Raw genomic sequence first — 14,642 nt, 5'->3', positions numbered from 1 at the left:
TTGATAAACAAAACTGTTATTATCAACACTTATTAATTATGCTCTATGCTTAGTCAACATAGCTAATTGAGATGTTTTACGAATTGATTTCATAGATTTTACTCTTGTTGTTGATATTTTGGGATTGTCCCACTTTTCTACTGTAGGTCTATATAACCAACTATCTAATTTAGCATCATCAACATAACCTCTTAATTCAGGATCAGGCCAAATATGAAGACGATCTAAACAGCCTACTTCATGTGCGGCTTCTTCAATATCATTCCATTGTCGTTTAAAATATTCTGCCCATGAGTCTCTAGTCATAATGGAAGTAGTAAATTCTAATCCCGCAGCTATCATTCGCTTGCCATTAGTTCCACGAGCATTAATAGGCTCCCAAAAAATTACTTCTGGGTTAAATTTCATTATTTCATACAAATGTTTTTTGAAATCATCTAAAGTCATGCTGGGAGGAGTAGGAGCGACTGCAACATACAATCTACACCCAGCTTCATAACCTTTGATTAGAGCTTTATAACGTTCAGAAGGCAAAGGTGCATTAGGTTCAATTTGCCGACTTAGTTCATCATTTAAGTATGGCAAACTCATACCAACAATAACGTTGGGATGTTTAAGAATATCAATGTCATTCAGCCATAAAGGACTACGAGTGAGAATCCTAATTCGTTTATTATTTTGCAATAAAGCCTTAACAGCACCACGAGTAACATTAGCAGTTTGCTTGTTTTGATAAGGATCTGTACCAGAACAAAGAAGAACTACTCCTTTACCTTCTGGTGTTTCATGCCAAGATGTCTTACGAGTTAGGTTTTTTGCTAATTGCTCAGGTATTTCTTCACGAACAAAGAGGTATTGTCCCCAATCCATTTGAGGATCATTTACTCCCTGATCTCTTAATTGCGCTTGCTTTGTACGAATGGCTGGGGTTGAAGGTACATAACAGAAAGTACAACCATGTAAACACCCTGACGCGACGTTAACTACATAGTCACATAACCCTTTTTTATTAAGGGCGCTTTTTTGTAGTGGGTTTGCAATTTTTTCAGTGCCTTTGATGATGGACATAGTGTACTTCCAGTTATATATCGCAGAGTATAATAACCTAAGTTTTTATAAATCAGTTTTAAAAAACTTAGGTTGATTCAAGAAAGAAAGTTGATATTTTCTAGGTACTTTTATTGTATCCGATTTTTTGTATTCTGATTGACTTCTACTTAGTAATTTACCATCCCTCCAAATTTCTATTTCTTTTTCATTAAAGTATTTACTTAAGTATTTATTGTATATTTTCTTGTTTGCTGGGTTTAAAGGCATAGTTCTTACTCTAATTTCTTGATAAGAAATGCCATCAGGATTATTGAATATTAATGTTCCAACATCTTGATCTAGTTTATCAATACAAATTTCATAAGTATCTTTTGTAATATTTAATTCAAGTGAAAGTTGATTTTGATTATAAAAATCGGATGTTCTAAAGCCATATCCATATATTTCATAATGATATTGATAATCTAAGTTATTCTCTAATTCAAAACACTCTTTTATTACTTCTAACGCTGTTAAATTCTGAGAAAGATGCAGCAAATAGTATAATACTATATTATCTCCTCGAGGAATAAGTGCAAAAGTAAATACATATTTTGACTGACCTTTCTCTACAAAAAGTTTCACAGTCTGGTCTCTTAAATAACACTGTTCTCCAATACTACTATCTTCTAGATTAGCAAGTTCATAATAGTTATTTGCTTCAAGAATTTCTTGAAAACCTCGTCTCTGACTTGTATATCTTTCACTCAAGAACCTTGTAATAAATCCAATCATATAGGTATAGAGAATTTCCGAACCTTTTAGCCTGTTAATTCTTCTAATAGTTTTCATCGAAACATCTGTCCACCCAAAGGGATCAAGCAAAAAGAAAGAGTGTCCTTTACGATATTCTACTGTTAAAATGCAGGCATTTACTAAATTTTCAAATTCCCCATGTATAAATTCGCATTGTTCTATTCTTTCTCCATACTCATGACTAAATTGATGTGGTTGTTCATCAACTAACTCTCCTAAACCTGCTTTTGGCATTGAATATGTTTTTAGGCAACTTAAATGATTTTTTTTATTATCTATAAAAATGAACTTGATATTTAAGGGTTCTGGGTAAATTCGGTTTGATTTTTTATGTGCTTCTCTTACAGCTTTGATGATCCTGATAGGAGAACCTTCCCACTCGTTATTATTGTCTTTATCATTGTACATTCCACCCCCACAAAAACCATCTATAAAAGTAAATGTAGTAACTCCATGCTTACCTTTTTTATAAAGTGTAATTACTAAGTTTTCAATGTATTGTTCAATAATAAGATGCTTGGCTTTAGTATGAGGATCTATTGGAGGAAGATAACTTCCATCAGCACTCCAGGTGGCTTGTGATCCACTCATGTTAAATAACTCCTGAAATAAGAAGATTTTTAGCCTACTTGCTAGTAAATTTATAGCAAGCAATTTATTATACTATATGATTGATACACAAAAATTGATATTATGATACATAAGAATTTTACATAAAAACGATATATAAGGATAAATAAATCCAATGTCAACCAATAGGTTAATAGTAAAATAGTGTTTTGAGCTATGCGATAACCTACACTAGAAAATATTCCTATTGAAGTTTAGTCAACATGAACATCAGTGTAATTTTAAATGAAATCAAAGCCCTGAGTATTGCAGATAGAATTCAGATTGTACAAGATATTTTAGAAAGTATCGCAGCAGAACAGGCTTATCCCGATTTAACAGCAGCGCAAAAACGAGAACTTGATCGTCGGATTAGTGATTATGAAACAAATCCAGATGATGTAATGACATGGCAAGAAATCAAAGCTTCAATTAGAGATTAAATAAGAAGTATTAATAACAATTTCACTCGTGTTAGGCCTTTTCTATATCTGATAATAATTCCTCTGCACTTAAATCAATTAATGGCACTCCATAATCATTTAATTTAAGAATAAAAGTTACTCTCTCTACTCCCAGTAACGCCGCAGCCATACCAGAAGAAAGGCGTTTCATTTCATATAGTTTAACTGCCATTGCCCATTTTGCTTCTTGTTCAAACTGTTCTCTAGTTTTACCAACAGCATCAGGTAAAGTTTCGGGGTAGTTAATTTTGAGTTGCAAAGACATGATTTATTGTATAGCAAAGGTTGATAAAATAATAACAAAGATCATGATTAACTCAAAGTATACGGCGATATCTGGGTTGTGGTGCGATTCCTAGGTCGCGCTTCGCTATCGCACCCTCAAATTAACTCAAAGCTGAGAGCGATAGCGAAGCGCTCCGTAGGAATCACCTTCCGTGGGGTTAAAGTCGGTAATGCGATCGCCAAGTCTATCAATTGGCATGATTCACTCAAATTCTTTTAATAGTTTCATAAGATAAACCAGTTGATTCTGCAATAATTTCTATGGCTATATTTTGCTCTTTCAAAGCTTTAGCAACTTTCTCAATACCTTTCTCAATACCTTTCTCAATACCAGCTTTCTCACCTTCTTCAAAGGCTGTATCAAATACATTTTTCACCTCTAAATACTGGACTAAACTCTTCTTATATTGTTGATAGCCAAAATCTGTATAAGGATTAAAGTATTTTGCAGCCATAACTACTCCTTCAAGATTATTTTAACGAAATACTCACTGAATAACTTTAGAAAACTCTGTTTAATATTTCCTGTATAGCACAAAAAATGGGCGCAAGTCTATCAATTGGTATAATTCGCTCAAATTCTTTTAATAGCTTCATAAGATAAACCAGTTGATTCTGCAATAATTTCTATAGCTATATTTTGCTCTTTCAAAGCTTTAGCAACCTTCTCAATGCCTTTCTCAATACCCTTCTCAATGCCCTTCTCAATACCGGACTTTTCACCTTCTTCAAAGGCTGTATCAAATACATTCTTCACTTCTAAATACTGCACTAAACTCTTCTTATATTGTTCATACTGCTCCACATTTAAGTGAGATATTTCCGCTATTTCAAACCCTTTCTGAAATATTGGTTCATTTAATATCACGGGTATATGATTAAAACTTTCTAAGTTCTTCAAAAAATACAGCCATTTGTCAAAATGTGTTATTAATTCATTTTCTTGCTTATTAAATAATGGCATTTGTAAAAATTTAAAGTTTAATTTATCAAAGAAAATATCACCATCTTGATCTTTTAGACATACATCGCGCCTAAATTTAGATGTTGTATTTTCATCATACTCGAAATCTAAAATGGCGATAAAATAGACAGGTAGTAAAAAGAAATTCCAATCACCTTTTTCTGATTGTTCACGAATGGGAAATGTGGAATAGAATAAGGCTCTATCTTTGAAATGCTTGATTTTTGCTTTTTGCATTTCCACAATAAACTTATCACCAGTTTTACTTTCGCAGTAAATATCAAATATGGCTTTACGTTCTGCTATGGTATCAGCTAGATTTTCTGGATTTTTAAAGGTTAATTGTTGAATTTGATGATGTATTGGTAGAAGTTGGTTGAGAAAATCAATGAGTAGATCTTTACTGCCTTCCTCACCGAACAGTTTCTTAAAACCGAAATCTGTATAAGGATTAAAGTATTTTGCGGACATAACTACTCCTCCAAGATTATTTTAATGAAATACTCGCTGAATAACTTTAGAAAACTCTGTCTAATATTTCCTGTATAGCACAAAAAATGGGCGTAAGTCTATCAATTGGCATGATTAACTCAAATTCTTTGAATAGCTTCGTATGATAAACCAGTTGATTCTGCAATAATTTCTATGGCTATATTTTGCTCTTTCAAAGCTTTAGCAACTTTCTCAATACCTTTCTCAATACCTTTCTCAATACCTTTCTCAATACCTTTCTCAATACCGGACTTTTCACCTTCTTCAAAGGCTGTATCAAATACATTCTTCACTTCTAAATACTGCACTAAACTCTTCTTATATTGTTCATACTGCTCCACATTTAAGTGAGATATTTCCGCTATTTCAAACCCTTTCTGAAATATTGGTTCATTTAATATCACGGGTATATGATTAAAACTTTCTAAGTTCTTCAAAAAATACAGCCATTTATCAAAATGCGTTATTAATTCATTTTCTTGTTTATTAAATAATGGCATTTGTAAAAATTTAAAGTTTAATTTATCAAAGAAAATATCACCATCTTGATCTTTTAGACATACATCGCGCCTAAATTTAGATGTTGTCTTTTCATCATACTCGAAATCTAAAATGGCGATAAAATAGACAGGTAGTAAAAAGAAATTCCAATCGCCTTTTTCTGATTGTTCACGAATGGGGAATGTGGAATAAAATAAGGCTCTATCTTTGAAATGCTTAATTTTTGCTTTTTGCATTTCCACAATAAACTTATCACCAGTTTTACTTTCGCAATAAATATCAAATATGGCTTTACGTTCTGCTATGGTATCAGCTAGATTTTCTGGATTTTTAAAGGTTAATTGTTGAATTTGATGATGTATTGGTAGAAGTTGGTTGAGAAAATCAATGAGTAGATCTTTACTGCCTTCCTCACCGAACAGTTTCTTAAAACCGAAATCTGTATAAGGATTAAAGTATTTTGCGGACATAACTACTCCTCCAAGATTATTTTAATGAAATACTCGCTGAATAACTTTAGAAAACTCTGTCTAATATTTCCTGTATAGCACAAAAAATGGGCGTAAGTCTATCAATTGGCATGATTCACTCAAATTCTTTTAATAGCTTCATAAGATAAACCAGTTGATTCTGCAATGATTTCTATAGCTATATTTTGCTCTTTCAATGCTTTGGCAACCTTCTCAATACCAGCTTTCTCACCTTCTTCAAAGGCTGTATCAAATACATTCTTCACTTCTAAATACTGCACTAAACTCTTCTTATATTGTTCATACTGCTCCACATTTAAGTGAGATATTTCCGCTATTTCAAACCCTTTCTGAAATATTGGTTCATTTAATATCACGGGTATATGATTAAAACTTTCTAAGTTCTTCAAAAAATACAGCCATTTGTCAAAATGTGTTATTAATTCATTTTCTTGCTTATTAAATAATGGCATTTGTAAAAATTTAAAGTTTAATTTATCAAAGAAAATATCACCATCTTGATCTTTTAGACATACATCGCGCCTAAATTTAGATGTTGTATTTTCATCATACTCGAAATCTAAAATGGCGATAAAATAGACAGGTAGTAAAAAGAAATTCCAATCACCTTTTTCTGATTGTTCACGAATGGGAAATGTGGAATAGAATAAGGCTCTATCTTTGAAATGCTTGATTTTTGCTTTTTGCATTTCCACAATAAACTTATCACCAGTTTTACTTTCGCAGTAAATATCAAATATGGCTTTACGTTCTGCTATGGTATCAGCTAGATTTTCTGGATTTTTAAAGGTTAATTGTTGAATTTGATGATGTATTGGTAGAAGTTGGTTGAGAAAATCCATGAGTAAGTCTTTACTGCCTTCTTCACCGAACAGTTTCTTAAAACCGAAATCTGTATAAGGATTAAAGTATTTTGCGGACATAACTACTCCTCCAAGATTATTTTAATGAAATACTCGCTGAATAACTATGTATTTAGAAAACTCTGTCTAATATTTCCTGTATAGCACAAAAAATGGGCGCAAGTCTATCAGTTGGCATTATTCGCTCAAATTCTTTTAATAGCCTCGTATGATAAGCCAGTTGATTCTGCAATAATTTCTATAGCTATATTTTGCTCTTTCAATGCTTTGGCAACCTTCTCAATTCCTTTCTCAATACCAGCTTTCTCACCTTCTTCAAAGGCTGTATCAAATACATTTTTCACTTCTAAATACTGCACTAAACTCTTCTTATATTGTTCATACTGCTCCACATTTAAGTGAGATATTTCCGCTATTTCAAAGCCTTTCTGAAATATTGGTTCATTTAGTATTGCGGGTATATGATTAAAACTTTCTAGATTCTTCAAAAAATACAGCCATTTGTCAAAATGTGTTATTAATTCATTTTCTTGCTTATTAAATAATGGCATTTGTAAAAATTTAAAGTTTAATTTATCAAAGAAAATATCACCATCTTGATCTTTTAGACATACATCGCGCCTAAATTTAGATGTTGTATTTTCGTCATATTCAAAATCTAAAATGGCGATAAAATAGACGGGTAGTAAAAAGAAATTCCAATCGCCTTTTTCTGATTGTTCACGAATGGGGAATGTGGAATAAAATAAGGCTCTATCTTTGAAATGCTTGATTTTTGCTTTTTGCATTTCCACAATAAACTTATCACCAGTTTTACTTTCGCAGTAAATATCAAATATGGCTTTACGTTCTGCTATGGTATCAGCTAGATTTTCTGAATTTTTAAAGGTTAATTGTTGAATTTGATGATGTATTGGTAGAAGTTGGTTGAGAAAATCAATGAGTAGATCTTTACTGCCTTCCTCACCGAACAGTTTCTTAAAACCGAAATCTGTATAAGGATTAAAGTATTTTGCAGCCATAACTATTTAGAAAATTCTGTTTAATATTTCCTGTATAGCACAAAAAAGGTTAAAATCGGTAATGCGATCGCGTGTTGTTCTTCGGTGGTGATTAGGCAAATTGCTTACAGCAGCACTTGACAAATACAAGCGAGTTTAAGACTGATGAGGCTATCACAATTAGGATTACTTTATTAATTGGGACTATCAAAATCGCTACAATAGCTACCACAGCTAGATTTATTCCCATTTAATTTTGAAAATTCAGGCAATTAGGATTACTAAAGCTATTTACCTTCCGCCTATTGCACTAAAATTAGTAGACACCTAGCTGAGTTGTACAAACTTTTGAAATTAGGAGTGCATACGTGCCAACACTTGCTAAATACTTGCTGGTTGGATCAGTTGAAGCTTACAGTGGCAAATCTGCAACAGTTTTAGGTTTGTCTCATCAGCTAAAACAAAAAGGTTTGGACATTGCTTATGGCAAACCTTTGGGTAATTTTGTCAAGACATCTGCGGGAACAGTAGTTGAAGAAGATGTCCAGTTCATTACTCATAACCTTAACCTGCCAGACAACCGCATTGCTCCCACTTTATTATCTTTGGATGAAATTACCGTCCAGAAACGCTTACAGGGAGAAGATACAACTAACTATCAAGAGTTACTAGTACAAAAGTATTCACAAATACCAAAGAGTAATTTGGTAATCTTAGAAGGGCCTGCTAACTTATCAGAAGGAAATTTATTTGGATTGTCCTTACTAGAATTAGCAGAAAAATTAGATGCTCCTGTACTGTTAATTAGCCGTTATCAATCACTAACTTCTGTTGAGGCCTTATTATTTGCTAAACAGCAATTAGGCAAACGGTTAATGGGTGTGGTAATTAATGAAGTACCTCACGAAAAATTAGAGTTAGTTCACACACTCTTACGCCCATTCCTAGAAAAACAGGGAATTTCCGTCCTCGCAACATTGCCCAAAAGCGATGTCCTCCGCAGTGTGAGTGTAGGAGAATTAGTCAAGCAGTTAAACGCGGAAGTTCTTTGTCGGAGCGATCGCCTAGATTTATTAGTCGAAAGTCTAGCCATTGGGGCAATGAACGTCAACTCCGCCGTCAAATACTTCCGCAAACGTCAGAATATGGCAGTAGTGACAGGAGGCGATCGCGTTGAAATTCAACAAGCAGCCTTAGAAACATCTACTCAATGCCTCATCCTGACTGGACAACTACCACCCCCTGCCTTTATCCTCAACCGCGCTGAAGAGTTAGAAATCCCGATTTTATCCGTGGATTTAGACACTCTCACCACAGTAGAGATAATTGATCGCACCTTTGGTCAAGTTCGTGTTCATGAACCAATTAAAATAGAGTGCATTCGCTCTCTTATGTCTGAGCATTTTGATATTGACCGTTTATTATCCCAATTGGGACTTAATCCAGCGGCAGCAGTATCATAAACTACCCAGATTCCTTTGATTTATTAGAATCAGCAGCGTAAATCCTCTTAATTACTCCTCGACTGGTTTATTTAGTGGGATTTGTTCTGGCAATGCTTCCCCAACTGATTTAACTTCCTCAATGGTCATATCAGACTTTTCGGCTGCTTCTGCGGCTAATAACTCTGATGTCACTGGATTTGGGGAACTTATTTCTGGTGCATCTGCCGTTTCGCTAGTTTCTTCTATGGCAATAACCACCTCAGTTTGAATTATCTCGACCACAGCTTCAGTTGACCCTGCTGTAGGAGTTTCGGAAATTACAACCTCAGTTTGAATGATCTCGACTACAGTTTCCGTTTCTTCTGTTATGGATGACTCTGAAATTACAACTTCAGTTTGAGTTATTTCCACCACAGTTTCCGGTTCCGGTGCTGTTGACGGAATTACCTGTTCTTCCTCAATCACAGGGGGTGGAGTTGGTGATATTTCCACCATTTCCAAAATAGGAGATTGAGCAAAAGTCTCCGCTGATAAACTTTCAGTTGTAATTGCTGGGGTAGCAGTTACCGACTCATCTGGTAATACTGACGGTGGCGTTGCTTCAGTTGGAGTTGTTTGCAAAATCTCCTCAGCAGTTTTGATCACTGGCTTTTTGTTCACAGTCTGCTGTATCTTCGCTTTAGCACCACCAAATACACCAGCAACGAAGCTTGATAACTGTCCAAATTTCTCTTTCACAGAAAACTTTGACATTTGCGATTGGAAACTAATCTTAATTAGCTCAGGACTGGGGAGAGGAGTTTGTTGTCCTGCGGGAGCAAGTTGTCGCCGTAATGAAAGGGTTTGTGCCACAAACCATACCAACATTGCCACACTAGCTACATGACCTAGTAATAGCCCCCCAGTAATTCGAGATGCAAAAATCCATAACACTAAAGCGTAGAATAGCCCAACACCACTCCAGATAAAATCATTCTTGCGATGGATTTCTGGAAAAAAGAAGGCTGATAAATAAATGGCGAGACTGCCAAAACCGATTACCAACGCTAGAAAATAAGCCAGCATTTTTTAATCCTCCTTACTATTTAATTCGAGAAAGGGAACAGGGGGCAGGGGGCAGGGGGTAGGGGAAGTAGGGGGAGTAGGGGGAGTAGGGGGAGTAGGGGGAGTAGGGGGAGTAGGGGGAGTAGGGGGAGTAGGGGGAGTAGGGGGAGTAGGGGAGTAGGGGGAGTAGGGGGAGTAGGGGGAGTAGGGGGAGTAGGGGGAGTAGGGGGAGTAGGGGGAGTAGGGGGAGTAGGGGGAGTAGGGGAGAAATTTCTTCCTTCTGAACTCCTGAACTCCTGAACTCCTGAACTCCTGCTATATGTATTTTAATTTTGCAAAATTTGGGACTAAATTGTGGACTTCAATACAAATTAAAATTAATTCATTGATGTGAGTGATGATTTCTTAAATTTTAGAAAAACTCTTAATATCTTCTTTAGGAGTGAAGCCAAAATCTCGGACTACCCTTAAAGAGAAAGGATCTGCAAGAGAAAGAGCCAAACCCAAACAAAAGATTTAAACTGAACTATGACACTACAAAGCTTTGGTGTGATTGGATTAGCAGTTATGGGCGAAAACATCGCACTTAACGTAGAAAGAAATGGCTTCCCAATTGCAGTTTACAACCGCTCTCGTGAAAAAACCGATGCCTTCATGGCGCACCGCGCCCAAGGACGGAACGTTAGAGCCGCTTTTAGCCTCGAACAATTTGTCGCCTCATTGGAACGTCCCCGCAAAATTTTGGTGATGGTACAAGCTGGTAAGCCTGTTGATGCAGTAATTCAACAGCTTAAGCCTTTACTACAAGAAGGTGATATCATTATTGACGGTGGTAACTCTTGGTTTGAAGATACTGACAGACGCACTCAGGAATTAGAACCCATCGGTTTACGCTACATCGGTATGGGTGTTAGTGGTGGTGAAGAAGGCGCGTTGAATGGTCCTTCTCTCATGCCTGGTGGGACAAGAAGCTCTTATGAGTACCTATCTCCCATTTTCAACAAAATTGCGGCTCAAGTTGATGATGGTCCCTGTGTAACCTACATTGGTCCTGGTGGTTCTGGACACTATGTGAAAATGGTTCATAACGGTATTGAGTACGGTGATATGCAGTTAATTGCAGAAGCCTACGATTTGCTGAAAAATGTGGCTGGTTTAAGTGCAGCACAACTCCATGAAGTCTTTGCTCAATGGAATACAACTGACGAACTCAATTCATTTTTGATTGAGATTACCGCGAATATTTTCCCCTACGTAGATCCAGACACCAAAATTCCTCTCGTTGATTTGATTGTTGACGCAGCCGGTCAAAAGGGAACTGGTCGTTGGACTGTACAAACTGCTTTAGAATTGGGTGTAGCTATTCCGACAATTACAGCGGCTGTAAACGCTCGAATTCTCTCTTCAATTCGAGATGAACGGATTGCTGCTTCTAAGGTCATCACCGGACCAAATGCTAAGTATGGTGGCGATATTGCAGCTTTTGTGAACATGGTGCGTGATGCTCTTTATTGTTCCAAAATCTGTTCTTATGCTCAAGGTATGGCACTGTTATCTACAGCTTCTAAAACCTACAATTGGGAATTAAATCTGGGCGAAATGGCGCGGATTTGGAAAGGTGGTTGTATTATTCGGGCTGGCTTCTTGAATAAGATTAAGAAAGCATTTGACGAAAATCCAGCTTTACCTAACTTGTTGTTAGCACCTGAGTTTAAGCAAACAATTCTGGATAGACAAGCTGCTTGGCGTGAAGTAATTGTGACTGCGGCTAAGTTGGGTATTCCTGTACCTGCTTTCAGTGCTTCTCTAGATTACTTCGATAGTTACCGCCGCGATCGCTTGCCACAAAACTTAACTCAAGCACAACGCGACTATTTCGGCGCTCATACCTACAAACGGACTGACAAAGAAGGATCTTTCCACACTGAGTGGGTTCCCATTGCTGAAGCTCAGAAGTAAGATACTTTTGGTTAAGCTTTTAAGTTAATTCTTGCCATTTATTGCCGCAAGATTGCCTGTAGGGGCGGGGTCTCCCCGCCCTTAATTGTGAGACATTTATTGAATTTAGCTCATAAAAAATCAAATTTTATCAATTTTAGCTTTTCCTCATGTGCATATTAATGTGAGTGAAATATTTTAAAAATACAAAAATTACCAAGCTTTTTCTATCATTGCTTCTATATCTTCTTGATTGTTTTTAATCAAAAAGATATATTTAACTATTAGATTTATTAAGTCATTGACTAAAATATCCTCTTTTAATCCTTTATAACGATAAATAAAAGTCCCATAATATTGATTAAATTCTTTACCTTTACGATTAGGAAATTCTTTTGCATTTCCAGGAACATGAGATAAATCAAACCAAATTTTATCTCCTTCTTTTAAAGAATATAATTGTTCAGATATTTTTCTAGCCTTAGTTTTATCATCAGTAAATTCACATTCACACAAAATTTTAAAGTCACGATTATCAATTTGTATTCCCAAAAATATGGGAGTACCTATTTGTTTATCACTAATCGGGCAATATGTTTTATCTTTAATACAATATTTAACTTCAAAAAAGCCTTTTCCATTTATCATTCCTGATCCAAAGATAATTTGTCCTTTTTTAATTTCATTCCAATTTTCATTAATTTCAAAATTTTGCACTTTTAATCTTTGCTCTAAGCGTTGCATTAATTGTGAATACCAAAGTTTAATGATGACATCACGAAATCGAATTTCCCATAGTTTATCTATATTTTTATTATGAAAAATTGGGTTTTCATCCTCCTTAATATGAAAGAAAGATGACAAATTATACAAAAGTTTTATAAATTGAATATATTCGGCTAATAATTGTCCATGATAACTATTAGTTTCAGCAATTTCCAGTTGTACTTCTTGGAGTTTTTGAGCCAGATCATAATAGCTTAGATAATGCCAAATAAATTGCTTGTTTTTATCAGCTATAATAATTTTCTTCTCTTTTTTCAAGAATGACGATAAATTAGGTTCAATTAAACTTAAAAGTAAGAAATTTACATTAGGTTGTTTAAGAGAGTATTCTTTCAATTGTTCAAAATCAGGAAGGCTTTTTACTTTATTTTCAATAATTAATGTTTCTCCATGACTATATTTTAATGTTAAATCTATTTTCTCTGACTCTCGATAAACATTAGATATTTTACAAGAAGATACATCATGTTTTAGATAATCTGCAAATACTACACTTAATATTTCTGGATAAAGTCCACATATCCAAGCTAAAAAGTTACTATGAAATAATTCTTTAGATGATAGTGAAAGGTTAAATAAGGGTAAAACCTTTAACTCATTGATAATTGCTTCAATTTCTAACTCTTGTTCCAACATAGTATTGTGATGTGCTTTTTATTAAGTATAAAATTATGCAGCATAAACAGTGGCGTTTTTAACAAAATTTAACTGATAAGTAAAAATAGGTATTATTTTATTATACTCAGCACAGCTTAATCATTGGACTGTATAGATAGAGGTTAAGCAGTGCTAAACCTCTACAAATCTAAGTTTTTCGTAATTTTGGAAATGAGTGAAAGAGTGATCGCCCTTGGTTGCTTGAAATACGTTAAGATAAAGGATGTATTGCAGTGTTTAATGACAGTGAAATATGACAAATCAAGAGTTTTTAGGTAAATTTTTATCTCTACCTACGGAAGCGCAAAATCAAGTAGTCAGCCTGATTGCCTATTTGAAACAAAAGTACATATACACTGAATCTCTCTCTATGTCACCGGATGTTGATTTAACGAACGATGGGTTTATCGGAATGTGGCAAGATCGTCAAGACTTAGCTAGTGCTAATTGGGTACGAAATCTGCGAGAAACCGAGTGGTCAAAAACCCATGAGTAATTCAACAATTCTGATTAACACTCAGTTTTTAGATTAAGAAGAAATTGTGACTTTAAAAATATAAAATATCTAATATATTCCCTAGTTTTATCCATCTCAATTAAAATCCAAATAGAGGTAACAATGGTTTTACAATTAGTCAGACACCAATTTACAGTTAAGCAATTTCACCAAATGGCTGAATCTGGTATTTTGTCAGAAAATGATAGATTAGAATTAATTCGGGGGGAAATGATTGATATGTCACCTATTGGAAGAAGACACGCTGGTTGTGTCAATAGATTAGTTAATTTGCTGATTCAGCTTCTCGGAAAGCAAATAGTGCTTGCACCTCAAAATCCTGTAGAATTAGATGAAACTTCTGAACCCCAGCCAGATATAGCATTATTAAAACCACGTCCAGATTTTTATAGAAATTCACACCCCCAACCAGAAGATATATTTTTGTTAATAGAAGTTGCTGATACAACGGTAAAATATGATCGGGAAGTGAAAATTCCTTTATATGCAGAAGCAAATATTCCTGAAGTTTGGTTATTAGATGTTAATCAAGAGGTTGTAGAAGTATATCGAAATCCTCTCCAGGGAGTTTATCAAGATGTACAGAAGTTAGTCAAAAACCAAATTTTATCAATTTTAGCTTTTCCTGATGTGCATATTAATGTGACTGAGGTATTTTAATAATCATCTTTATTTGTAGTCTATTAATATGCGGATCACCATTTTTTTCGGCTCTTGCGCTACTTTTATGGAGAATTAAT

Annotated in this window: 14 protein-coding genes and 1 pseudogene; 5 read left to right on the top strand and 10 right to left on the bottom strand. The window is 34.8% G+C overall.

Features of this window, described 5'->3' with window-relative positions:
• Nucleotides 1-36: 36 nt before the first annotated feature.
• Nucleotides 37-1,068 carry an SPL family radical SAM protein gene (locus tag AA650_RS20780; RefSeq protein WP_053540491.1) on the bottom strand — a complete coding sequence of 344 codons (1,032 nt, stop codon included), beginning with the start codon at nucleotides 1,066-1,068 and terminating at the stop codon, nucleotides 37-39.
• Nucleotides 1,069-1,113: 45 nt separating this feature from the next.
• Nucleotides 1,114-2,436 (bottom strand): three-Cys-motif partner protein TcmP, encoded by a 1,323-nt coding sequence (gene tcmP / locus AA650_RS20775; protein ID WP_053540490.1) that lies wholly within the window; start codon nucleotides 2,434-2,436, stop codon nucleotides 1,114-1,116.
• Nucleotides 2,437-2,678: 242 nt separating this feature from the next.
• Here tcmP and AA650_RS20770 point away from each other — a divergent pair, with 242 nt between their 5' ends.
• Nucleotides 2,679-2,897 (top strand): addiction module protein, encoded by a 219-nt coding sequence (locus AA650_RS20770; RefSeq protein ID WP_053540489.1) that lies wholly within the window; start codon nucleotides 2,679-2,681, stop codon nucleotides 2,895-2,897.
• Between the two features lie 31 nt (nucleotides 2,898-2,928).
• On the opposite strand, the gene AA650_RS20765 is transcribed toward AA650_RS20770, so the two are convergent.
• From AA650_RS20765 to AA650_RS20740, 6 genes and pseudogenes are all read right to left on the bottom strand, one after another.
• The gene (locus tag AA650_RS20765) at nucleotides 2,929-3,183 is read right to left on the bottom strand and encodes a UPF0175 family protein (protein ID WP_039200860.1); all 255 of its coding nucleotides are present in this window, start codon (nucleotides 3,181-3,183) and stop codon (nucleotides 2,929-2,931) included.
• A gap of 226 nt (nucleotides 3,184-3,409) precedes the next feature.
• Nucleotides 3,410-3,619 (bottom strand): annotated as a pseudogene (locus AA650_RS20760) (Rpn family recombination-promoting nuclease/putative transposase); the annotation flags it as partial.
• 158 nt (nucleotides 3,620-3,777) lie between these two features.
• Complete coding sequence (locus AA650_RS20755; protein WP_053540487.1) at nucleotides 3,778-4,638, bottom strand: Rpn family recombination-promoting nuclease/putative transposase; 861 nt, start codon at nucleotides 4,636-4,638, stop codon at nucleotides 3,778-3,780.
• A gap of 119 nt (nucleotides 4,639-4,757) precedes the next feature.
• Nucleotides 4,758-5,630: an Rpn family recombination-promoting nuclease/putative transposase gene (locus tag AA650_RS20750; protein WP_053540486.1), complete on the bottom strand. Its 873-nt coding sequence runs from the start codon at nucleotides 5,628-5,630 to the stop codon at nucleotides 4,758-4,760.
• 119 nt (nucleotides 5,631-5,749) lie between these two features.
• The gene (locus AA650_RS20745) at nucleotides 5,750-6,574 is read right to left on the bottom strand and encodes an Rpn family recombination-promoting nuclease/putative transposase (RefSeq protein WP_053540485.1); all 825 of its coding nucleotides are present in this window, start codon (nucleotides 6,572-6,574) and stop codon (nucleotides 5,750-5,752) included.
• 125 nt (nucleotides 6,575-6,699) lie between these two features.
• Nucleotides 6,700-7,536 carry an Rpn family recombination-promoting nuclease/putative transposase gene (locus tag AA650_RS20740; RefSeq protein WP_053540484.1) on the bottom strand — a complete coding sequence of 279 codons (837 nt, stop codon included), beginning with the start codon at nucleotides 7,534-7,536 and terminating at the stop codon, nucleotides 6,700-6,702.
• A gap of 347 nt (nucleotides 7,537-7,883) precedes the next feature.
• On the opposite strand from AA650_RS20740, the gene AA650_RS20735 reads away from it, so the two are divergent.
• Nucleotides 7,884-8,978 (top strand): phosphotransacetylase family protein, encoded by a 1,095-nt coding sequence (locus AA650_RS20735; protein ID WP_015079792.1) that lies wholly within the window; start codon nucleotides 7,884-7,886, stop codon nucleotides 8,976-8,978.
• Between the two features lie 51 nt (nucleotides 8,979-9,029).
• On the opposite strand, the gene AA650_RS29510 is transcribed toward AA650_RS20735, so the two are convergent.
• Complete coding sequence (locus AA650_RS29510) at nucleotides 9,030-10,025, bottom strand: Ycf66 family protein (protein WP_081424291.1); 996 nt, start codon at nucleotides 10,023-10,025, stop codon at nucleotides 9,030-9,032.
• A 507-nt stretch (nucleotides 10,026-10,532) separates the two neighbouring features.
• Here AA650_RS29510 and gndA point away from each other — a divergent pair.
• Nucleotides 10,533-11,963, top strand: a complete 1,431-nt coding sequence (gene gndA, locus AA650_RS20725) for an NADP-dependent phosphogluconate dehydrogenase (RefSeq protein WP_053540483.1) — start codon at nucleotides 10,533-10,535, stop codon at nucleotides 11,961-11,963.
• A gap of 192 nt (nucleotides 11,964-12,155) precedes the next feature.
• On the opposite strand, the gene AA650_RS20720 is transcribed toward gndA, so the two are convergent.
• Nucleotides 12,156-13,364: a PD-(D/E)XK nuclease family protein gene (locus tag AA650_RS20720; RefSeq protein WP_053540482.1), complete on the bottom strand. Its 1,209-nt coding sequence runs from the start codon at nucleotides 13,362-13,364 to the stop codon at nucleotides 12,156-12,158.
• A gap of 274 nt (nucleotides 13,365-13,638) precedes the next feature.
• Between AA650_RS20720 and AA650_RS20715 the strand changes: the two genes are divergently transcribed.
• Both AA650_RS20715 and AA650_RS20710 read left to right on the top strand, forming a co-directional pair.
• Nucleotides 13,639-13,881, top strand: a complete 243-nt coding sequence (locus tag AA650_RS20715; RefSeq protein ID WP_053540481.1) for a hypothetical protein — start codon at nucleotides 13,639-13,641, stop codon at nucleotides 13,879-13,881.
• 123 nt (nucleotides 13,882-14,004) lie between these two features.
• Complete coding sequence (locus tag AA650_RS20710; RefSeq protein ID WP_053540480.1) at nucleotides 14,005-14,562, top strand: Uma2 family endonuclease; 558 nt, start codon at nucleotides 14,005-14,007, stop codon at nucleotides 14,560-14,562.
• Nucleotides 14,563-14,642: the final 80 nt, after the last annotated feature.

The sequence above is a fragment of the Anabaena sp. WA102 genome, from assembly GCF_001277295.1.
Lineage (GTDB): Bacteria > Cyanobacteriota > Cyanobacteriia > Cyanobacteriales > Nostocaceae > Dolichospermum > Dolichospermum heterosporum.
This window is presented reverse-complemented; position numbering and strand designations above follow the sequence as displayed.